The sequence below is a fragment of the Paracoccus sp. SSK6 genome, from assembly GCF_039770665.1.
Taxonomy (GTDB): Bacteria; Pseudomonadota; Alphaproteobacteria; order Rhodobacterales; family Rhodobacteraceae; genus Paracoccus.
This window is the reverse complement of the sequence record NZ_JBDPNJ010000027.1, coordinates 14,199-35,746: the sequence shown is the minus strand read 5'-3', so window position 1 is coordinate 35,746 and position 21,548 is coordinate 14,199. Positions and strand designations below refer to the sequence as shown.

General features: G+C 56.3%; 15 protein-coding genes. 10 read left to right on the top strand and 5 right to left on the bottom strand.

Translation table 11 applies throughout. The features are described 5' to 3' along the window. The first annotated feature begins 335 nt into the window (after positions 1-335). Positions 336-2,438, top strand: coding sequence for a hypothetical protein (locus AAIL68_RS14310; RefSeq protein WP_347140429.1), 2,103 nt, complete (start codon positions 336-338; stop codon positions 2,436-2,438). Positions 2,439-2,544: 106 nt separating this feature from the next. Here AAIL68_RS14310 and AAIL68_RS14305 read toward each other — a convergent pair whose 3' ends face one another. Beyond that, entirely contained in the window at positions 2,545-3,837 is a 1,293-nt protein-coding gene (locus AAIL68_RS14305; protein ID WP_347140428.1) for a Y-family DNA polymerase, read from the bottom strand. Between the two features lie 4 nt (positions 3,838-3,841). Continuing rightward, positions 3,842-4,276 (bottom strand): S24 family peptidase, encoded by a 435-nt coding sequence (locus AAIL68_RS14300; RefSeq protein ID WP_347140427.1) that lies wholly within the window; start codon positions 4,274-4,276, stop codon positions 3,842-3,844. Positions 4,277-4,584: 308 nt separating this feature from the next. Between AAIL68_RS14300 and AAIL68_RS14295 the strand changes: the two genes are divergently transcribed. Genes AAIL68_RS14295 through AAIL68_RS14285 form a run of 3 tightly spaced genes read left to right on the top strand, consistent with a single transcriptional unit; the run spans position 4,585 to position 12,014 of the window. Next, positions 4,585-7,476 carry an SNF2-related protein gene (locus AAIL68_RS14295; RefSeq protein WP_347140426.1) on the top strand — a complete coding sequence of 964 codons (2,892 nt, stop codon included), beginning with the start codon at positions 4,585-4,587 and terminating at the stop codon, positions 7,474-7,476. Beyond that, positions 7,476-9,155 carry a site-specific DNA-methyltransferase gene (locus tag AAIL68_RS14290; protein ID WP_347140425.1) on the top strand — a complete coding sequence of 560 codons (1,680 nt, stop codon included), beginning with the start codon at positions 7,476-7,478 and terminating at the stop codon, positions 9,153-9,155. Before AAIL68_RS14295 ends, AAIL68_RS14290 begins: the two co-directional genes overlap by 1 nt. Positions 9,156-9,158: 3 nt before the next feature. Beyond that, positions 9,159-12,014: a DEAD/DEAH box helicase family protein gene (locus AAIL68_RS14285; protein ID WP_347140424.1), complete on the top strand. Its 2,856-nt coding sequence runs from the start codon at positions 9,159-9,161 to the stop codon at positions 12,012-12,014. Positions 12,015-12,095: 81 nt separating this feature from the next. On the opposite strand, the gene AAIL68_RS14280 is transcribed toward AAIL68_RS14285, so the two are convergent. Beyond that, positions 12,096-12,620: a thermonuclease family protein gene (locus tag AAIL68_RS14280; RefSeq protein ID WP_347140423.1), complete on the bottom strand. Its 525-nt coding sequence runs from the start codon at positions 12,618-12,620 to the stop codon at positions 12,096-12,098. A 120-nt stretch (positions 12,621-12,740) separates the two neighbouring features. On the opposite strand from AAIL68_RS14280, the gene AAIL68_RS14275 reads away from it, so the two are divergent. Together AAIL68_RS14275 and AAIL68_RS14270 are read left to right on the top strand one after the other, a co-directional pair. Continuing rightward, on the top strand, positions 12,741-13,070 hold the full coding sequence (locus tag AAIL68_RS14275) for a hypothetical protein (protein WP_347140422.1): 330 nt from the start codon (positions 12,741-12,743) through the stop codon (positions 13,068-13,070). 18 nt (positions 13,071-13,088) lie between these two features. Next, on the top strand, positions 13,089-14,996 hold the full coding sequence (locus tag AAIL68_RS14270) for a DUF262 domain-containing protein (protein ID WP_347140421.1): 1,908 nt from the start codon (positions 13,089-13,091) through the stop codon (positions 14,994-14,996). A gap of 129 nt (positions 14,997-15,125) precedes the next feature. On the opposite strand, the gene AAIL68_RS14265 is transcribed toward AAIL68_RS14270, so the two are convergent. Continuing rightward, a complete protein-coding gene (locus AAIL68_RS14265; protein ID WP_347140420.1) occupies positions 15,126-16,406 on the bottom strand; it encodes a reverse transcriptase domain-containing protein in 1,281 nt (426 codons plus the stop codon). A gap of 662 nt (positions 16,407-17,068) precedes the next feature. Here AAIL68_RS14265 and AAIL68_RS14260 point away from each other — a divergent pair. The 4 genes from AAIL68_RS14260 (at position 17,069) to AAIL68_RS14245 (ending at position 20,028) form a co-directional block, all read left to right on the top strand. Further along, positions 17,069-17,641, top strand: a complete 573-nt coding sequence (locus AAIL68_RS14260) for a recombinase family protein (RefSeq protein WP_347140430.1) — start codon at positions 17,069-17,071, stop codon at positions 17,639-17,641. Positions 17,642-17,706: 65 nt separating this feature from the next. Continuing rightward, the gene (locus AAIL68_RS14255; protein WP_347140419.1) at positions 17,707-18,000 is read left to right on the top strand and encodes a type II toxin-antitoxin system RelB/DinJ family antitoxin; all 294 of its coding nucleotides are present in this window, start codon (positions 17,707-17,709) and stop codon (positions 17,998-18,000) included. Further along, a complete protein-coding gene (locus AAIL68_RS14250; protein ID WP_347140418.1) occupies positions 17,993-18,268 on the top strand; it encodes a type II toxin-antitoxin system RelE/ParE family toxin in 276 nt (91 codons plus the stop codon). Before AAIL68_RS14255 ends, AAIL68_RS14250 begins: the two co-directional genes overlap by 8 nt. Before the next feature lie 962 nt (positions 18,269-19,230). After that, positions 19,231-20,028, top strand: a complete 798-nt coding sequence (locus tag AAIL68_RS14245) for a peptidoglycan-binding protein (protein WP_221831343.1) — start codon at positions 19,231-19,233, stop codon at positions 20,026-20,028. A gap of 182 nt (positions 20,029-20,210) precedes the next feature. On the opposite strand, the gene AAIL68_RS14240 is transcribed toward AAIL68_RS14245, so the two are convergent. Then, the gene (locus AAIL68_RS14240; protein WP_221831342.1) at positions 20,211-21,533 is read right to left on the bottom strand and encodes an Nramp family divalent metal transporter; all 1,323 of its coding nucleotides are present in this window, start codon (positions 21,531-21,533) and stop codon (positions 20,211-20,213) included. Positions 21,534-21,548 lie beyond the last annotated feature (15 nt).

The window sequence follows — 21,548 nt, the reverse complement described above, 5'->3', positions numbered from 1 at the left end:
ACGCGAGGCTGGACAACCGGGCTCACGGCCCGCGTCAGCGGTCCCGCCCGAAGGGACGAGATGGGCAGGGCAGGGCGACCAGGACCGGCGGGCGAGGGACTGGCTCGGGACGAGACAGGCATCCGCGCGCCGCAGCCGGGAGCATCGCCCTGACCAACTCGGGTGGAGGCCGGCTCGCCGGCCGGAACCGGGGACGCGACCCGAAGGGGGACGCCCTGTTTATTCGAGGAAAGCCCAGGCAACCCGTTGCCCTGAACATGACCAGCGAGATTGACCTAGTGAGTGCCAGCACTGATAAGTACTTACAGAAGAAAGCGAGGTATTGAAGCTAGATCATGACTTTGGACATCCGAGGCAGCCTCAAAAACACTCGCAAGAGCAAGAATGCCCTCGTCGTCGTTGATGAGTTGATAGCAAACTCTATTGATGCCTTCTTGATTAGGCGCGCGACCACACAGGGCGATCTAAATCTCGAAATTAAGTTTTCGGTCCAGGCAAAAAGAATCGACTTGCTCGGTCATGAATACGATTTGGAAATCGAGTGCTTGGACAATGGGTGTGGCCTTGGGCCGGATCAGCTGAAGGCGTTTCTTACTAAAGATACATCGTACAAAGATGACCTAAGTATTCCAGGCATTGGAAACTGTAAAGGAGCGGGGCGAGTTCAATTTTTTCACCATTTCTCAAAGCTATCATTATCTTCTACGTATTTAGAGAATGGCAATAATTATTACGTATACTTGCCTGCTGAAGAAAACAGAAAAGAGCTTGAAGAAACCGATTTCCAAATTGATCAGCGTGATAATGGTGAGCTTGGAACGAGTGTGAAACTTTCTGGAGTTTTACCAAAGATTCGAGATACGTTATTCACGGTTTCGTTCATTCATGAATGGTTTAAAGCCGCGGCGCTTAAGCAATATGTTCTGTTCAGCGCACTGCAAAGATTTGTGAGTCTCAGAGAGGCTTTGGGGGATTTTCAAATTGAATTTGAGAGCGATCTGGAAGACGTGAAGTCGAGCGCGGTCTTGAACGCAACTGACATACCTGTGCACACCTCAGTAAGCAGTCTAGACGTTGTTCATGTAGAGGGCGATCAGACCATTCACGCGTCGCTGACCGTGACGCACTACAAGCTTGATGAGCGCACGTACCCTTTGCCGAAAAACGTCGTCGGATTGTGTGCTAAATCTGCAATCGCGGAAGATATAACCAAGCGGTACCTTCGGGCTAAATCAATCGAGAACAACGCAATCCAAGGCTGCTATCACATAATTCTTATCGAAGGAGCCTTACTTGATGAAGGCGTGAATGAACAGAGGGACGGGTTTGATAAAATTCCGCAAGAGAACGGAAGTGCTGACCTATTCGATGGCTCTTTGATAAGTTTCGAAGACATTTACGCCAAGCTAGATGACAAGGTTCAGGAACTAATAACTCCTCCTGATTGGTCTCGTGAAAAGATTGTGTCTGAAGTTGGTCACAATTTCGGGGTGTCGGAAGAAATGTTGTCCCACTCGAATACACGAGTTACGTTCGGTGACACGCCATCTAGTGTAGCAAAGCGTGCACTAAAGAATTTGCAGGATAAGGTGGTGGATGAAACTGCCAGCCTGTTATCGATGAAAGAAGCAATCGAGCAACTTGAGCCTGATAGTGATGAATTTCGGCGCAAAGTCGACTACATATCTTGGCAGTTTACGGCATCCCTGAAAACTGTGGATATGGCCAACCTTTCGCAGTTAGTAGTGCGGCGATCCACTATGATCGAAGTTTTGGATATGGCTGTTAAAGAGCTGCTGAAAGTGCAAACTGACTTGAAGCACGGAAAACGCAAGAACAATGAATCCCTTATTCACAACATATTCTTCCCTATGCGGAAGGATAGTTGTGAAGTGACTGACCATGATGTTTGGCTCTTGAGTGAAGAGTATCACTATTACGACTACATCGCCTCGGACAAGCCGCTTAGCCAGATCAAGTGGGGCAATGATACTCTATTCGAAGCTGATATCGACGAACAAATCGATTCGCTGCTAGCTCGCACTACGGACGATAACAAGGCATGTCGGCCCGACATTGCCCTATTTCACGAGGAAGGTTCTGTGGTGATCGTAGAGTTTAAGGCGCCTGGTGTGAGCCTAGATGATCACGACAACGACCTAATGGAATACGCATCTATTCTCGCTGCAAAATCCAAGGGTAAGTTGAAGAAATTTTACGGATACCTTATCGGGGATACGATTAACACTATTCGCTTACGGGGCTACAAGCCACTTCCGGGAGGGAAGGGGTGGTTCAATACTGATAATATTATTGAGCCGACGTCCCAATATGCTATCGGCCAACTGTATTCTGAACTGTTGCATTATGATGATGTGGTTGATCGTGCGCGGAAGCGTATTGGTGTGTATCGTGAGCGTTTGAAGCTCCCTAACTAACCGCCTTCCTCCCTTCAGGTCAATCTGGACGGCCGGATGAGAGCTGAGGATGCTGAAGCAGCGAACGACCGTATGGTCTGCAAAGCAGACGCTCCTCATCCGCCCTCTATACCCGCACGGTCGGCAACTCGCTGATCCTGGTGGTGTAGCGGGGCGAGCGGTGATCGGCACGCAAGCGCCATTCACCGGCAAAGCCCTCGCGCGCCAGCACCATCGTCTTTTTGCCGAAGCGGTCGTTGATCGCATCGAGCGCGTCCGTCAAGCGCGCATCACGCGGCCGGTCAGGCTGGAACAGCATGGCCGGCCGGTCGGCCCCGGGTAGCAGGTCATCGAGAATGACGCCCGCCTTGGTATAACCGCAGCCGTTGCCGGATGGATCGCCGCGCCAGCCTCGTCGCGCGGCTGAGACGGCGGCGTCCACCAGGTCGAATGTGTGATTGGACATGGGCCGCAGGCGCACGCTGCGCGAGGCAGAGTGTTGCGGGCGGTCCGGCTTATGCGGGTTGGTGTGGAAAAACACCGTCAGCGTTCCGGCGACAAGCTCGTGCTGGCGCAGCTTCTCCGCCGCGCGGGTGGCATGTGCGGTGACCGCCTGCGCCAGCACATCGAATGTCATCATGGGCGTGCCCGAGGATCGGGTCACGGCCATGCCCTTTCTCTGCGGCGGCACGTCCTCGAAGTCGATGCAGGCGATGCCGCGCAGCTCCGCCACCAGGCGTTCAAGAACAACCGTGCCGATCTTGCGGGACAGCGCCATCGGCAGGTCGCGCAGCGCAGCCGCGGATCGCGCGCACTGGGCGATCAGCTTGGCCTCGGTTGCCGGTCCGACGCCCCATATCTCCCCAATGGGGATGCGGTCCATTACATAGTCCCGGACCTGAGGGTTCATCAGATTGCAGACGCCCCCGAAGATCGGGTTCTTCTTGGCCGCATAGTTCGCCAGCTTGGCGAGGGTCTTTGTGGGCGCGATGCCCACGCAGGTCGGGATGCCCACTTGCGTTCGCACCGCCTGGCGCATCCGGGACGCGTGCGCCTCCATCCGCTCGCCAAAGCCGGACAGGTCCACGAATGTCTCGTCGATCGAATACACGTCCAAGCGCGGCGAGTAGCCGTGCAGGACTTGGGTCACGCGCGCGGAAAGATCCCCATAGAGCGTATAGTTGGACGACAGCGCCTTTACGCCATGCCGTTCCATGAAGTCGCGCATCTTGAAGGCTGGCGCCCCCATCTTGATCCCAAGCGCCTTCGCCTCGTCGGACCGGGCCACCGCACATCCGTCATTGTTCGAGAGAACAATTACGGGGATGCCGTGCAGCTTCGTGTCGAAAAGCCGTTCGCAGGACACATAGAAGTTGTTGCAGTCGATCAGGGCTATCGGCTTTTCGGACGCCTCAAGCATCGCCCTATTCGACGGGCAGGCGGCGCACCACGCCTGCCACCACGCCCCATATCTCGGTGGTCTCAGTCACGGGGATGGTCTGGTAGCCATCGCTGCGGGCGCGCGGGTCCAGGAACCACTGGCCGTCGCGCTTGGCGAGCTTCTTGACGGTGATCTGCCCATCGACCAACGCCAGGACAATGCGCCCGCTGCGCCGTCGCCCGGCACGATCCACGGCGATCAGATCCCCGTCCAGAATGCCCTCGGCCTCAAGGCTGTCGCCCGAGACGCGCCACCAGAAGGTGGCGTGTTCATGGCGGACAACCCACTTGAAGGGGTCAACCGTATCCTCAAGATCATCCGCCGCAGGCGAGGGAAAACCAGCTGGCACCTGAATGGCGGCCAGCGGCATGTCGCGGTCGATCAGCGTGACGCTGAGGGGATGAAGATCAAGTGACATGGCCTGGAACAATCCGTGAACATGGGCCATAGTTCCGATATGTCCCTGATCGTCAAGGACTACGGATCATCGCAGGGGCAGAAAGCTGGGGATAGGCTGCTGGTCCGGCATAGGTTGGCCCGCAGGAAGCGTGGCCTTGGCTGGAATTTCCAGCCGGGCGGCAAGCACTCGGGAACATGAAAACAACACAGGTGCCGCCCGGCTGATGAGCATGTTTTGTCTGTACATGACGCAGACGGCAACTTGTCCATTCGGGCAGGTGAAGTGAATTCCAAGCGTCGCTTGACCGGCCAGACAAAACGTCGTCTTTGATCTTATTCAAGTTGGGGCGAGCTTCCTTGTCATTTCAGTTCTCTACACATCAATCGAAATTTTTTGCTCATCACCTGACATCGGAGGGCATCCACGAAGAGGATGCACTGGCTCAGTCGCTTTCCGGGGCCAAGGTAGACCTCAACCCGCATCAGGTGGACGCCGCAACGTTTGCACTCCGCTCCCCCCTTTCGAAGGGCGTTCTCTTGGCTGACGAAGTCGGCCTTGGAAAAACCATCGAGGCTGCCCTTGTGATCAGCCAACGGTGGTGGGAGCGAGAAAGAAACATCCTTCTGATCGTGCCTGCCTCTCTGCGCAAACAGTGGGCTACCGAACTCCATGAAAAGTTTTCCCTTCCGTCGTTCATTCTGGATGCGAAGCGCGTCAAGGATCTTGAAAAGGCAGGCACCCCGAACCCCATTGGCAGGGGCGAGGGAATAATCATCATCTCATACGAGTATGCGGCTCGGATTGCGGATACCCTACGGCGCACGCCTTGGAGCCTTGTGGTCTTCGACGAAGCTCACAAGCTTCGGAACGTCTACAAGGCGGCAGATAATTCCAGGGCTTCGATCCTGCGCAAGGCTCTTGCCGGCCGACAGAAACTTCTTCTGACAGCGACACCCCTCCAGAACAATCTGATGGAGCTCTATGGGCTGATCAGCATCATTGATGAGACGTATTTCGGCTCCGAGCAGGCTTTCAGGAGTGAATTTGGTGGGCGAGAGGGGCTTGCCTCCCACGCGTTGCTGGCAAAGCGCCTGGAGCCTGTGTGCAAGCGCACGCTGCGCCGGCAGGTCCAGCGGGCCGGACTGATCAACTACACGAACCGGCTCCCAAAGACATTCGATTTCACCCCAGGACGGTTGGAAACCGAGCTTTACGAAAAGGTCTCGGAATATCTGCAAGATCCCAACACCATCGCTCTCGGACAGAACGGCCGTCACCTCGTCACGCTCATGCTGCGCAAGATCCTTGGATCTTCGTCCTTTGCGGTCATGCAGACGCTGGACAAGATGATCCGCAGACTGGAGGCGAAGCGTGTCATTGGGCCGGAGACGCTCGATGACCTGGACGATTTTAGTGACCAGGCCGAAGAATGGCGGGACGCGGGGTCAGGCTCTGAAGCGGACGCAGTCGAGGAGGACAGCGAAGACGCCGAACGTGTTGACCCGGCAAAGCTAGAAGCTGAAATCAAGCGCCTGACGCAGTATCGGGATCTGGCCGCCTCCATCTCGGACAACGCCAAAGGCAGGGCGCTTCTCGATTGCCTCTCGAATGTCCTCGATGAGATCGCTTCCAAAGGCGGGCAGCGAAAGGCCGTGATCTTCACGGAATCCGTCCGTACCCAGACTTATCTGCGCGATCTGCTCGAACAAAGCGGCTTTGCCGGGCAAACCGTTCTACTCAACGGGTCCAACGGAGATGCGGATAGCAAGGCGCTCTACCAGACCTGGCTGCAGAAGCATGGCGGCTCCAGTGTCGTGTCAGGTTCGAAGTCTGCGGACATGAAGGCTGCCATCGTCGATGCCTTCCGCAACGACCGCACGATCCTGATCGCGACGGAGTCCGGAGCCGAGGGTATCAACCTTCAGTTCTGCTCCCTGCTGATCAATTACGACCTGCCCTGGAACCCGCAGCGGGTCGAACAGCGGATCGGTCGCTGCCACCGCTATGGCCAGAAGATCGACGTAACCGTCATCAACTTCCTGAACCGGAAGAACCATGCGGAAGCACGCATCCATCAGCTTCTGGAACAAAAATTCAAGCTCTTCGAAGGCGTCTTCGGCTCGTCCGACGAGGTCCTGGGTGTCATTGAGTCCGGTGTCGACATCGAGCGGCGCATCCTCGACATCGTTCAGTCGTGCCGCACGACCGAACAGATCGATGCAGCCTTCGACCGCCTTCAGGAAGAGTTTAGCGTCGAGATCGACGAGGCCAAGAAAAATGCCCGCGACAAGCTGCTGGCTGAGATGGATGACAAGGTCATTGAACGGCTTTTGGGCCGGAAAGAGGCCGTTCATTCCGCCATTGGTGACTTCAAGCGCGCACTTCTCGGCATGGTGCGTGCCGAGCTGCCAGAAGCCAGTTTCCACCATGACCATGCGCAGCGTTTCGACTATGCGGGCGAGACCTGGTCCACCGAATGGCCCGAAGCCGATGAGCGCGGCTGGCGCTTCTTTCGGCTGGGCGATGACGGCTTGGCGGATCGGCTGATCCAGCAGGCGAAGACCCGCGATCTGGCACCCGTCACGCTGCGCTTCGACTATAGTGCCTACCAGGGCAACATGGGCGACGTGGCTCTGCTCAGGGGACAATCGGGCTGGATGCGTGTGGCTCGGGTTCGCCTGAAAACCCCGGCCAAGGTTTATGACGAACTGGTTATCGCCGCCTTCACCGATGCCGGCGTGACGATCGATTCAGAAACTGCTGCCCGGATGCTCTACGTTCCCGCAAAAACTTCGGGGTTGGAGGGCGAGAGCCTGCCCGAGACAGACCTGACCCATGCCCTTAACATGCGACAGACCGAGATCGTCGGGGTCGCTCAGGAACGGCTCAGCTCCTTCCTCAACGAAGAAGAGGAACGCCTCGATGCTTGGCGCGAAGACGCCAAGGTGTCCTTCGATCAGCAGATCAAGGCGCTGAACAGAGAGGCCTCTGAGAAGAAGAAACTTGCCCGGGCCACGCTGGCCCTTGAAGAGAAGGTTACGCTGCAACGCGAGGCAAAGGCCTTGCAGCGTCAGGTGGACGACCTCCAGCACCAGCTTTACACCCGCTTGCGCGAGATCGACGATGAGCGAGAGCGCATGCTCGACGAGATCGCAGATCAGCTAAACCTGATCCCCGAAATGACGACACTGTTTACTGCACGATGGAGCCTTGCCTGATGGCCGCCAAAACCAAACTTGAGCTGACCTGGATCGGCAAGGACAACCGCCCGCGGCTGGAACCTCGTATTCTGATCGAAGAACCAGAGTTTTCGCATTACGCCAAGACGCGGCGGGAGGGCGATATCTTCGACAACATGCTGATCCATGGCGACAATCTGCTGGCGTTGAAAGCGCTCGAAACTGATCCAGCGGTGCGTGGCAAGGTGAATTGCGTCTTCATTGACCCACCCTACAACACCGGGTCAGCCTTCGAACACTATGACGACGGACTAGAGCATTCGCTCTGGCTAACAATGATGCGTGACCGACTGGAGATTTTGCACAATCTCATGTCTGAAAATGGTTCACTCTGGATTACGGTTGACGACAACGAGGTTCATTACCTCAAGGTAATCTGTGACGAAGTTTTTGGACGATCCAACTTCGTAGCAAATTTGATATGGAAATCATCGGATAACAGCAACAACGATGCAAAGAAGTTTTCAACGGATCACAACCATATTCTTGTCTACTCTAAATCACCGGAGTGGTTGACTAATAAGTTGCGAGGGGAAGATGAGAAATACAAGCATTTCAAGAATCCAGACAATGATCCTAGAGGCCCATGGTTTGATGGCAATCCATTAGGATCTCCCGCATATCGCGAGAACCTAGTTTTCAATCTGAAATCACCCCAAGGTCATACCATAAAGCCACCCGCTAATGGTTGGAGATGGTCTCCTCAGACGATGAATGAAAAGATGGCATCCGGTGAAATTAGATTTACGCCGGATGGAAGAGGTATCAGAAGACGAACCTATCTGTGGGAGCAAGGGGGCCTCCCCCCTTCTTCACTTTGGATCGACTTGGACGAGACCGGACACAACCGACAAGCAAAGTTTGAGCAAAAGAAGCTTTTCCCTGATTGGTCAAAGTCGGATTGGTTCTCTACGCCAAAGCCTGAAAAGCTCATCAAAAAAGTTATGGATGTTGCCACCCGAGAGGGCGACTTGGTTCTCGACAGCTTTGCAGGCTCTGGCACCACAGGCGCGGTCGCGCATAAGATGGGTCGCCGCTGGATTATGGTAGAGTTGGGCGAGCACGCGAAAACCCATATCGTCCCACGTATGCAGAAGGTCATCGATGGCACTGACAAGGGTGGCGTGACCGAAGCAACAAACTGGAAAGGCGGTGGCGGTTACCGCTTCCTCCGGTTGGCACCTTCGTTGCTTCAGAAAGATGTCTGGGGCAGATGGGTCATCAGCAAGGACTACAACGCTGAAATGCTCACCGAGGCCATGTGCAAGCATTTCAACTATGTCTATGGGCCCTCAACCGAAGCCTATTGGATGCATGGTCAGGCATCAGAAAATGCCTTCATCTATGTGACCACGGCCAGCCTGACCTTCGAGCAGCTTCGCGCCATCTCGGATGAGGTTGGCGAGGACCGGAGCCTACTGATCTGCTGCATGGCCTATGAGGCCCAAGGTGAAAATCTTACAAACCTGACGCTGAAGAAGATCCCGCGCGTGGTGCTTGATCGCTGCGAATGGGGCCAGGACGACTATTCCCTGAAGATCAATGCCTTGCCTACGGCAGTGGGTGACTACGATCTCGATGACACTTCCGCGCCGAAAAAATCGGCCAAGACCAAAGCCGCAGAGACTCCCGATCTGTTTGGCGCAGAGGAGCACTGAGCCATGCAGACCACGGATCCGAAACGTGCCGTCCTTCAGATCACGCAGCGCCTGTCACTCCGCAAGCCTCAGGCCGAAGCCCTGCGGCGGCTCGATGACATCGTCACCCTTATTAACCCGAACAAGGCGACTGATGTCGAAATGGCGCGTACCGCTGTCCGCGAGGTGTATGGCAATCTAGCAGACGCCACCTTCGAAGATTTCGAGCGCGACTTCCCGAGCGTCTGCTTTGCTTTGGCAACTGGCGTCGGCAAGACCCGCCTGATGGGCGCCTTCATCAGCTACCTCTATATGATTGGAAAAAGCCGGAACTTCTTCGTTCTGGCCCCGAACCTGACGATCTATGAAAAGCTTCTAGCGGACTTCCAACCGTCAAGCCCAAAATATGTTTTCCGCGGCATTGAGGCCTTCGCCCACAATGCGCCCCTGATCGTCAACGCCGAGAACTACGAAGAAGGCCGTGGCGTGCGCGGGACCGACCTGTTTGGCCAGGAAGGCGCGATCATCAACATCTTCAACGTTTCCAAGATCAATTCGGAAGCGCGGGGCGGCAATGCCCCCCGGATCAAGCGGCTGCAGGAATACATCGGAGAAAGCTACTTCTCCTATCTCTCCGGTCTGGAGGACTTGGTGCTGCTGATGGACGAAGCGCACCGTTATCGCGGATCGGCCGGGGCCAAGGCTATTGCCGAGCTGAAGCCTATCCTGGGGCTTGAAGTCACAGCGACCCCCAAGTCGGTTGGTTCGAAATCGCAAGATTTCAGGAACGTCGTCTACCGCTATGATCTGCCAGATGCGATGGAGGATGGCTACGTCAAGGAGCCGGCGGTGGGCACGCGCGCGAACTTTAACCCGAAGTCCGTGGACGAGGCGATGCTGGAAAGGATCAAGCTCGAAGACGGCGTGCACTATCATGAGCACGTCAAGGTCGCTTTGGAAACCTATGCCCGCCAAAACGACGCGAAGGTGGTCCGACCCTTCATGCTCGTGGTGACGCAAGATACCACCCATGCCCGGCAGGTAAACGAGTTCGTCCAGTCGGATGACTTCTTCGGAGGCCGGTACAAGGGCCGGGTGGCTGAGATCCATTCAAAGCAAGGTGCAGAAGAAAGCGACGAGAACGCTCAGCGCCTACTGAACATTGAAAAGGCCGGGGACACGGACATCGTCATCCACGTCAACAAGCTGAAGGAAGGCTGGGACGTCTCAAACCTCTTCACGATCATTCCGCTTCGCGCTTCAGCCTCGGACATTCTGACCGAACAGACTTTGGGTCGCGGCCTGCGGTTGCCGTACGGGAAGCGGACAGGAGTAGACGTGGTAGATACCCTGACTGTTATTGCTCATGAGCGGTTTAACGACCTGATCGAGAAGGCCAAGGAAGACAATGGGGTCACGCGCAAACTGAAAACGGTGACAATCGGGGACGGAGGTGATGTCCCATCCTCAAAGCCGATGTCAGTTCCCGCCCCCTCCATTGTGGATCAGATGCTGGCTCAGGCTGAGGCGAAAGCCAAACCAACAGTTGCCGTGACAGAAGGGGAGGAAAGCAAGGACGGGGCGCCCACGGTACTGCCCGCTGCTGCACTATCGACTCCCCCCGGCCCCCACAGCCCTCTTACCATCACAACACCTGAGGAGCTAAAGGTTGCCAGGACCGTATTGGACGTCGTCCTTCCCCAAGTCAGCAAGCAGGTATCCTCAATCAAAGATCTGAAGGATCCAAAGGTCATTGAGCGAATTGCGGAAGCAGCAATGGCTGCCCAAACCGAACCCGGGCTGTTCGATAGCATGACAAAGGAAAAGGCGATCTCTGTCGCGCAAGAGGTTTGCAACATCTTCGTTGAGCGAACACTGGCGATCCCCGCCTTGACGATCACTCCCCAACAGCAGGTGTCTTTCGGCTTCCGTCGCTTCGACGTGGACATGAAAAGCTGGAATTTTCAGCCGCTTTCCCGCGAGCTGTTCATCCAGGCCCTGCGGACAGAAAAAACATCAAGGATTTCTGGGGAAGCGGAAGGGCCTACTGCGAGCCGGCTTGAGGATCACATAGTTGCACGGCTGATTGATTTTCCCGAAGTGGATTACGATGCCCATGCCGCAATCCTTTATGACCTGGCGGAGCAAGCCGTTGTGAGTACCCGTAACCGCTTTGGAGGCGACGAAGATCAGACCCGTAGTGTGATCCGAGGCCATGCAAAGGCCATGGCGGAGAACATCTTCTCGCAGATGAAGCAGAACATGTGGCGGGAACAGACCAACTATCGTGTTTCGCTCGCTTCCGCTTTTGGCGAACTCCGTCCGCAAGCATTCGAGAGTGCAGGCGCTGGCTTTATACGGGACCTGAGAACCCCGCCTGATCAGAAGCAGGAAATCAAGAAGTACATCTACACTGGCTTCACTAAAGGGTGCTACCAATACGCGAAGTTCGACTCCGATCCGGAACGGAAATTGGCAGTGGTCCTCGAAAATGATCCGTCAGTGCGCCTCTGGATGAAACCGGGCCCTAATCAATTCAAGATTTTCGATACCAGTGGTTCGCCTTATCAGCCGGATTTTGTCGTAGAAACAGATGCGGCCAAGCTCATCATCGAAGTGAAGCGCCTCTCCGACATGAAAGACCCAGAGGTCTTGCGCAAAGCGGATGCGGCAAGCCTTTGGTGCCACATCGCCACACAGGTGTGCATTCCACGCGGCGAAAAGCCTTGGTCATATCTCTTGGTGCCAGAGACAGATGTACAGGAGAACTTCACGATTGCGGGCTTGGTAGCAACGCACGCCCGTGTTCCCAACATGGATCTGCTCGGCCGCTACATCATTGAAGGGCAACTCTCAGAACATGAAGAACTGGTGCCTTGAGCAGACAAGGCACCGGCCTCCTTTACGGACATGGGTCAGCTAGGGTGGGCCTTGCTTCCAAATGAGCTATACGCATCTAAGTCAGGCATCCATCTTGAGCCGCCCCTTGTGCTTGGCATCGACGCGCCAGAGCTTTTTCCTAACGCCCTGCGGTTCCAGATGACGATAGGCCCCACCCGAGAACTTGGCCCAGTCAAGCGCCAAGCCTTGCGTCACAAGCGCTGCCGAGAGATCGGTTCCGTCCGGCAGAAGACACCTCGCCACGGCACGCTCATAGGTCATGTCATCGGTCAGGATCGCCTTCACGCGCTTGCCCTTGCAGAGAGCAATCAGAGCGAACTTGGCCTTCTGCCCATAGGGCTGATCGAGTTCCGGGGCGTCGATCCCGGCAAGCCTGACATGGGTGCCATCGATGACGATCGTGTCGCCATCTATGACATGACACCGGCCTTCCAGGATCCGATCAGTCTGGGACTTGGGTGGTCTTGCGACAGGGACGGTGGGCTGCCACGGCTGCGGGGCCGGTCTGTGGACCCGCCGCGGCTTGGAACTTGAGTCGAAAAGCTTGAGGAAACGGAAAAGAAAGCCAAACATCAGGTCATCCACAAAAGAATAATGTGCAGGTTCAGGCCATGGTTAAATCATCCGCAACCATAACCTCAAGCAGCGGGAGGTCGGCAATATCTTTCAGGCAAGCTTCTGGCGACGCATCCACTAAAAAATGGTGTGCTTCAGAAGTTTTACTCAGAAACAGGAAAACATTCTCCGCCCTCTGTCGCAGCCATCGCCGTTTCTGCCGAGGATGGCTGGTTCGTGCAGAAGTCCAAAAAAAATCATATCACCTGCCCGTTGTGGATGGCCTGCCAGCAGTCAGAAGACATAGCGGCTTACTTGGGCTTGGCCGCAAGCGCAGCAGCCATCTACCTCATAAAAATGGGCCATCAACAAGTGGCAGATCGACATCAGGCATGCAGGAATAAACGGTCATGTCAGGGTATCGGCTATCTCATAGATTCCCGACTAGCTGTCCGTATCATCAAAATTCTTGCAGATTAAACAAAGGGAATATCGAGTATGGCAGGGGCGTCTTTTCAGACCAATCCTATCGACCTTCACCGGCTGCTTGATGAATGCCATCGGGGTATTATCCAGCTACCGGACTTCCAACGGAGTTGGGTCTGGGACGAAGATCGCATCAAGAGCTTGATCGCCTCAATCTCCCGTGCCTTTCCCGTGGGCGCGCTCATGTCGCTGGATACGGGCGGCCCTGTTAACTTCAAGCCTCGCCCTGTCGAGGGCGCACCACCAACCGCCCGCCAAAAAGCGCCACAATCTCTTCTGCTCGATGGCCAGCAGCGAATGACCTCGCTTTATCAGGTAACATTGCGCGGCAAGGTTGTGGAGACTGTCACACCGAAGAAGAAGCGTGTGAAGCGTTGGTTTTACCTCGATATTGCCAAAGCAATTGACGACACGGTAGACCGCGAAGAAGCGGTTCTTGGTGTGCCGGAAGATCGCATCGAGCGAACGGACTTTGGACGCGAAGTCACCCTAGATCTTTCTTCGCCCGACAAGGAATACGCTGCGCTGATGTTCCCGGTCAGCCAAGTATTCGACTGGGACGCATGGCAGGACGGCTTCAACGATCACTGGTCGGGCAATGACCACAAGGCTGTGCGCGAGCAGTTCCGCACCTTCAAGAAAGAAGTCCTCGAAAACTTCAAGATGTACCGCGTCCCGGTAATTGCGCTTGACCGCTCTACGTCCAAGGAGGCGGTCTGCGTGGTGTTCGAAAAGGTAAACACGGGCGGCAAGGCTCTCGACGCCTTCGAGTTGGTCACGGCGATGTATGCGGCCTCAGGCCATGAATTGCGTAAGGACTGGTATGGTGATGACGGCATCAAGGGCCGATACCAGCGGCTTGCCGACACCCTGCGCCCGGCGGACTCGGATGCTGGAATTCTGGCCGGTGTCGGAAACACCGATTTCCTACAGGCAATCTCGCTGTTTTTCACCCGCGAACGGCGGCGCGCGGCCGAACAGGCAGGCAAGGAAGGCAAGGAATTGCCCGCTGTGTCAGGTAATCGGCAAGCTCTCCTGGATCTGCCGCTGGAAGCATACAAGCAGTATGAAACACAAGTGGAACGCGGCTTCATTCAAGCGGCCAAGTTTCTACACATGCTCCACATCTACCGGATTTTTGATCTGCCCTATCAATCGCAGATCGTTCCGCTAGCAGCGATCCTGGCCGACATCGGGGATGCTTGGGAGCACGAAGCCAATCGAACAAAACTGATCCAATGGTACTGGAACGGAGTGTTTGGTGAGCTTTACGGCTCCGCTGTTGAAACGCGCATCGCCAAGGATTTCATGGAAGTACCCAACTGGTTGAAAGGCGGACCTGAGCCTTCAACAGTCAGTGAAACCATTTTCCGCTCTGACCGCCTGAAGACCATGCGAATGCGGCTTTCCGCAGCCTATAAGGGCATGAATGCCCTGCTAATGAAAGAGGGTGCGCAGGATTTTAGGTCTGGCCAGAAATTCGATCATACAGTGTTCTTCGGGGAGAATGTGGATATTCACCACATCTTTCCACAGGAATGGTGCAAAACACAGGGTTTCAAGCCAAACGAATTCGATTCGATCATCAACAAGACCCCGCTTTCGTATCGTACGAACAGGATCATCGGCGGCGTTGCGCCAAGCGAGTATCTCCACAAACTGGAACATGGAAACAGTTCCACACCGCCAATTCATAGAGATAGGCTGAACAGCTATCTCCAATCACATTTGATCGACCCCGCCCTGCTCCGTGCCGACAAGTTCAAAGAATTTATGGAAGATCGGCAGAAACGCCTGCTCGCCCTAGTCGAACAGGCAATGGGTAAGGCCGCCTACAGCGGTAACACTCCAGAAGAAGGCGAGGACGTCGAGACAAGAGAGGATGGAACTGAAGTAGCCGTGCTGCTGCCCACAACTTGATCGGCTAATACCCATTCCCGCAATGGCTAGTTGCAGCAAGCAATAGCAACCAGTTCAAATTGGGAGACTTGCTGAAAACAAAGCCGTCGCAAGACGTGGTGGATAGGTCACGCACAAGGTCTATATGTCCTAGAGCTTCTTTAAATCCGCAAGCTCACGTTCCACTGCGCGCTCGAAGCGCCGGAGCTGGCCTGTGATCTTCTCATCCTGCCCAAAGGCGGCGGCGCTGCGTCGGGCATAGGACGAGAAATTTCGGCCTGGTTGCGCCGTAAAGCGTCGACGCAGCCGTTTGGTCCATGCTTTGTCGGCAGTGCCTGCCGCGATGTTGGCAGCTGCGACCTTCCATGTCCGCTTGAAGGCCCGCCGCATCTTGCGCCACTGCCGCGAAATGGAACTGTGCCGGATGGTTGCGCCGTCTGGACCAAGGTTGAACCCGAGATACTGCGCGCCATGCCCGGCGACGACAGACCCGCCGGGAACGAACGTCGTTCGCTCAATTTTGTCGGGGTTCAGTTCGAGCCGCTCTAGGTCCATCAACCTAATCATCTCTGCCTCAACAGCGGCGGCGTCTTCTTCACGACATATGACGAGGATGTCGTCGGAGTAGCGCCGGTAAAATGCGCCTATGTTGTCGCAAAATTGAGCGGCAGCTGCGTCGTAATCGATCATGTAGAGGTTGGAGAAGGCGGCACTTATAGGGGTTCCTTGGGGAATACCGAAACTCTTCTCTGGCTTCTGTCTCAATCCGGGATTTGGGTGAAACGGTATCGACGACGACTTCAACTCGCTGATCGTCGCAATCGGGTCGCGGGTTCTCAATTTTAACCTTGGGCCGAATGTTGGGTTCGCCCTCAACTCTTCAGAGTCCACAAATGAAAACCGCGTCATCTGGCGGAATATCTTGAACCAGTCGGCAGGCAACTTGCCCTCTCCGAGGATCCGCTTCAACCGCTGTTTGAGAAGCCCATGGTCGAGGTTGTCGAAGAAGCCGGTCACATCGAAAGCGAGTATCGTCACCGGACCATTAGCTTTGGCAAACGCGAGGGCCTCAGCCGCGAAGTGGTAGTTGCCCTTCCCGAGGGCACGGTAGGCGATCACGTTGTCCGATAGCCCGGCGGCTTTGTAATAGACGTCGAGCCGCTGTGCTAAATCGCTAGAATAATATGAAAGAACACAGGCGTCGCGATGCGAGGCGTATTTGATAGGCCGAGATTTTGTCTTTATGACGCGCTTCCCAGCGATTTCGCAGTACTTGTAGCGCTTTTCTTCCTTAACGTAGTGAAGCAGTGGGCCAGGCTGGTAGTCGGGGCCGCCGACGAATGTTGGATCCATCGCGCGCTTTGCGAACGCCTCACACACGGGTTTGTCGAAATGGCGGTAAGGTCGTCGCTTGAACCAATCCAAATCCACGTTCACTTCCTTATCGCAGAGTTCGGGGGACTGGCCTTTGACCCAAGGCTCCGACCTTAATGGCCGGGCGTCCCCCGAACGCACGCCGCCATCTGCTGGTTCGTCGTTCGATGTCTCGATCCGAACGCCTCTCCAACACGGGTCAGAAAACGCGAGGCGGTATGATATAACCGAGGAGGTCCGAGCGATGCTCGTAGTCTCATTCCATCTGGTCGACCTGGCCGCGATGCTAATCGGCATCGACGTCCTAGTCGTCCGAATTGAACTTGACAGTCTCAACGATCCAACCCTCCGGCTAATTCCGGGGGCAAATTCAAGGTGGTAACGAGCCATTCGCATTGCAAGCCTTAAAGCAAGATATTCTGTCCACTGATGCGCAAGCGTCAGTGGCTTTGGATCGCCGCGTCCCCGAGATATTCTTACTTGATAGAATTGAACTGCATGTTGATCTCAAGAAGACAACCACGTGCGCTTCTACGAAACAGGAATGCAACCGGAAGTAAGTGGGAGAGTCAGCAATCTTGATTGTGTCTATTAAACGTTCGTTTTCCGGACAGTCTCAGTGACAAGTGCCGGAGCCCTGCTTCTTGTCCATCCGAGTGTCCGAAAACCGTGTCAGGAAATCAGTTGTCCGGCATACCCTGTTCAGCTACTATCCTGACATGCTAATTGGCTACGCCCGCGTCTCCACGGATGATCAGAACCTCGATCTGCAGAGGGATGCGCTGCAGCGGGCCGGGTGCGAGCGCATCTTCGAGGAAAAAGAGTCTGGTCGCGCCGGGACCAAGCGTCCGGCGTTTGAGGCGGCGCTTGCCTTCCTGCGCCCCGAGGATCAGCTTGTGGTCTGGAAGGTGGATCGGCTCGGCCGGTCCTTGCGCGAGATGCTAGACACGGCGCACAAGCTGCAAGGGCGGGGAGTGCGGCTTCGGTCCCTGACCGAGGCTATTGATACCGAGACCTCAACCGGGCGGTTGATGTTCAACTTCCTGGGTACCATCGCCGAGTACTTCCTCGACCTGAACCGCGAACGGACCCTCGAAGGTTTGAAGGCCGCGGCTGCCAGGGGACGCAAGGGTGGACGGCGGCGCAAGCTCTCCGAGGACGATCTGACGATGGCTCGTGCGCTGTTGAAGGATACTAAGATCCCCGTGGCGCAGATCGCCAAGCGGCTGAACGTGAGCCGGGCCACGTTCTACGCCTACTTTCCACAGGCAAGGACGAAGAACCTGCCATAAGCAGGGCAGGACTTGATTGAATCTCATTTGAGATACATATTGTTTCCTGAACAGGAGGACACGCCATGCCCGCCCAAACCTCGATGCTCCATGTTCGCGTGGACAACCATCTCAAGGCCCAAGCGGCCGAGGCCCTGTCCGGTGTCGGCCTGACGCTTTCGGATGCCGTGCGCATCCTGCTGACCCGCGTTGCCGCCGAGGGCGGTCTGCCTGTCGGTCTGACAGCAGACCCGGACGCCTATGACGCCTGGTTTCGTGCCAAGGTGCGGGAGGCCTTGGCCGATCCGCGTCCGACCACCCCGCATGACCAGGTGATGCGGGAAGCCCGTGCCCTGATCGACGGGAAACGGCGTGCCTGAGCTTGAGTGGAAGGCCCTAGCAATCGCGGACCTGCTGGCGATTGTCGATTACATCTCGGACGACAACCCGGATGCCGCTCTTTCCTTGATGGACGAGATCCAAGGCAAGGTGGCACAGCTCCCGGCACATCCGAAACGCTGCCGTCCTGGCCGGGTGGAGGGCACGCGGGAACTGGTGGTCCGGCCCAATTACATCGTGGTCTATACTGAGACCGCGTCGGCAGTGACGGTGCTGCGCGTCCTTCATGCCGCGCAGATGTGGCCCTGAGCCGAGCAGTGTGAGCTCAAGGGCTTTCGTTGGTCGTAACTTTCTATTCCGATTGCCTTACGGGAAACATGTCTTCGCCACCTCGGTGCAGCCTGACATGATGGCGGCGGCATAGCCATCGGACATTCAGCGGTTCGTCGTAGCGGTCGTGATGGGCATCTACCGCGTCGCTGCCGCACACCTCGCAACTCTGTTTCTGCAGCGCGCCCGAGACAAGCGCCCGCTGCACTGCCAGGTGAGCCGTATACTTGGCCAGATTGGCACGGCGCCAGTTTGTCTGACGGGTTTCGCTCTTGAGCGCCGGCTGGCGAGAGGTCTTTGAATTCTCCGTCAACACATCAGCGCTTGGCTGGTCAGCGCCAGAGACAGGCTTGGTTGCGGCCCTATGCTAATGCGAGCCGCGAGCTCACGCTTGCCCGCAAGACAACACGACTGGCCGATCAGTAGGGATCTCATGGGCCATCTGTAACACATGACGTCCCTTCACTGCAAAACATGTCGGACCACTCATATGAGACTCCGGCCATGGCGGATCTTGCGAGCCTGGACAGGGCAATCGGTGTCGACGCTGCACCTCAGCAGGGTGTTCGTTGCACCATCCCCATTCGGACGCTACAGGAAAAGAGTTCGGAGCGGCGAACCACAGAGCTGGCGCCGCATGTCCCAATGCCGGGCTTAGCTCCCGTTCGCTGCGTCGGCGCAATAACGTTAAACCGGATCAAAGCCACGCTTGGATAGGAAGTTTGTTGCGCACTGGTTCTCTAGACCCTGTCTTACGACACTTGCGTCAAACTCTCCTGCCCTCATCGCATTGTTGCGCCTGCGGCACCCTAGCCCTTGTGAGGCATAGCGTAGAACGGTGTCAACGGCGGTCACAATCCAGTCACGCGCGGTTCTGACGTGTTCAAGATCAAGGAAACTGCATTTCGCCTCTGGCGTTGAACCAAGGGCGAGGAGAAAGAATGAGCGATCTGTGGGTGGTTATCGGTCTAGCCTTGCTTCCTGGCTTGGGTAATCTGGCCGGCGGCATGATGGCAGAGTTTGGCCGCACTACTCCGAGGCTTCTTAACTTCGCGCTGCACGCCGCCTCGGGCATTGTCCTTGGTGTCGTCGCTATCGAACTCATGCCGGAGGCACTCGATAATCTCGCCGGCTGGTGGATTGCTGCGTCTTTTGCGGCAGGTGGTGCAGCCTATGTTGGTGCCGAGTCGCTGATCGAGAAGATGAGCACCTCGAAGAACGGCGGCGGCAGCAGCATGTGGATGATCTATGTTGCAGTCGCCGTCGATCTCTCCGGCGACGGCCTTATGATCGGGACGGGCTCTGCGGTCGCAACATCGCTGGCCGTGGTGCTCGCCGCGGGGCAGGTGCTGGCTGATTTGCCAGAAGGTTACTCGGTTGTCGCGAACCTCAAAGAGAAAGATGTGCCGCGAACACGGCGTATCGCAGCTTCGCTGTCCTTCCCGCTCTTCTGCCTTGGAGCGGCTCTAATCGCCTGGTTCCTGCTGCGGAGCGCGCCGGATGCCGTCAGATACGTCACTCTGAGCTTTGTTGCCGGGCTTCTGTCGGTTGCCGCAGTCGAAGACATGCTAGAAGAGGCGCACGAGGCGGCCACCGACAACCGCACTTCGGCGCTAGCGTTCATCGGTGGTTTCGTACTCTTCACCCTCGTCTCCGCCGGACTGGAAGCAGTCATGGGTGACGGCAGTATGGGCGGTCAGGGCGGCGCAGACAGGCAGGAAATTTCCGATGCTGTATGATCATGAGTATAGACAGGTCGGCAGGAGCTCTGGCTGTGTGAACGGTTGGCAGGTCTTTGCTCCGGCTTCTTGGTCGCCAAGACCGACGCCTGTTGCATTGCATGAGCATCCTTTCAAACTGCCAAACCTCTGGTTACCTGAATTTAAAAAGAAATCCTGCCGTTACACAAATAATCCGATCTTTACTCAATTAGCACTGTTGCGAGTAGGTTCACGTTGAGCGCGATAATTGTGATAGCAATCAGGGCACAAAGCGCGGTCAGCCATTTAGGCGACACCATTGCTCCCATTTTTGCACGGCTGGCCGTAAACATGACCAATGGCACGATGGCAAAGGGCAACTGGAAGGACAGAACGACCTGGCTGAGGATCAGCAGCTGCCCAGTGCCTTCGCTGCCATAAAGCAGGATCACCACCGTCGCCGGCAGGATCGCGAACCCCCGAGTAATCACTCGTCGCAACCAGGGCTGCAGCCGCAGCCGGATAAAGCCTTCCATCACGATCTGTCCTGCCATGGTTGCGGTGACAGTCGAATTCAGTCCCGAACACAGCAGCGCCAACCCGAACAGGACGGGGGCGATTGCGGATCCCAGTAACGGCTCCAGCAGCAAATGCGCCTTGTCGATCTCGGCTACGTCAGTCTCCCCGACGGTATGAAACGCCGCCGCTGCCAGGATCAGGATCGAGGCATTGATGGTCAGCGCGAACATCAGCGCAATGGTTGAGTCCCACGTAGCCAGGCGCAGCGCCTCTCGTCTTGATCGCAGGTCGAGACGATAGGCGCGGGTCTGCACAATCCCGGAATGTAGATAAAGGTTGTGCGGCATTACTGTCGCGCCAATGATCCCGAGTGCAAGATACAGCATGTTGGGGTTTTCGATGATCTCACGGTTTGGCGCAAAACCTGCGATCACGGCGCCCCATTCTGGATCAGCCTGCGCGATCAGCACTGTAAAGCAGGCCGTGATCGTCCCCAACAGAGCGATGATGAACGCCTCGATCCACCGAAAGCCCTTGTTCTGAAGCCACAGGATTAGGAACACATCAGCCGCTGTGATAAAGATCCCGATCTCAAGCGGGATGCCAAACAGCAGGTTCAGGCCGATGGCGGTGCCGATCACCTCGGCCAGATCGGTTGCAATGATCGCCAGTTCGGCAAAAATCCACAAGGGAATGGACACCCACCTGGGGTAGGCGTCTCGACAGGCCTGCGCCAAATCCCGCCCTGAGGCCACTGCAAGGCGTGCACACAGTGACTGCAGGAGTATGGCCATGATGTTGGACAACAGCGCCACGAACAGCAGCGTGTAACCGAAGGCCGCTCCTCCTGCCAACGAGGTCGCCCAGTTGCCCGGATCCATGTATCCGACGGCGACCAGATAGCCAGGACCGATAAAGGACAAAAAGCGGCGGAAAGGCGTCATTCCGCCGCCTACGGCGATCGTGCGGAAAACCTCGGAAAGGGATGGAGTGTCGCGCTCTTGGCGCCAGGCTTTTGATGACATGGGCTGCAACTTTCC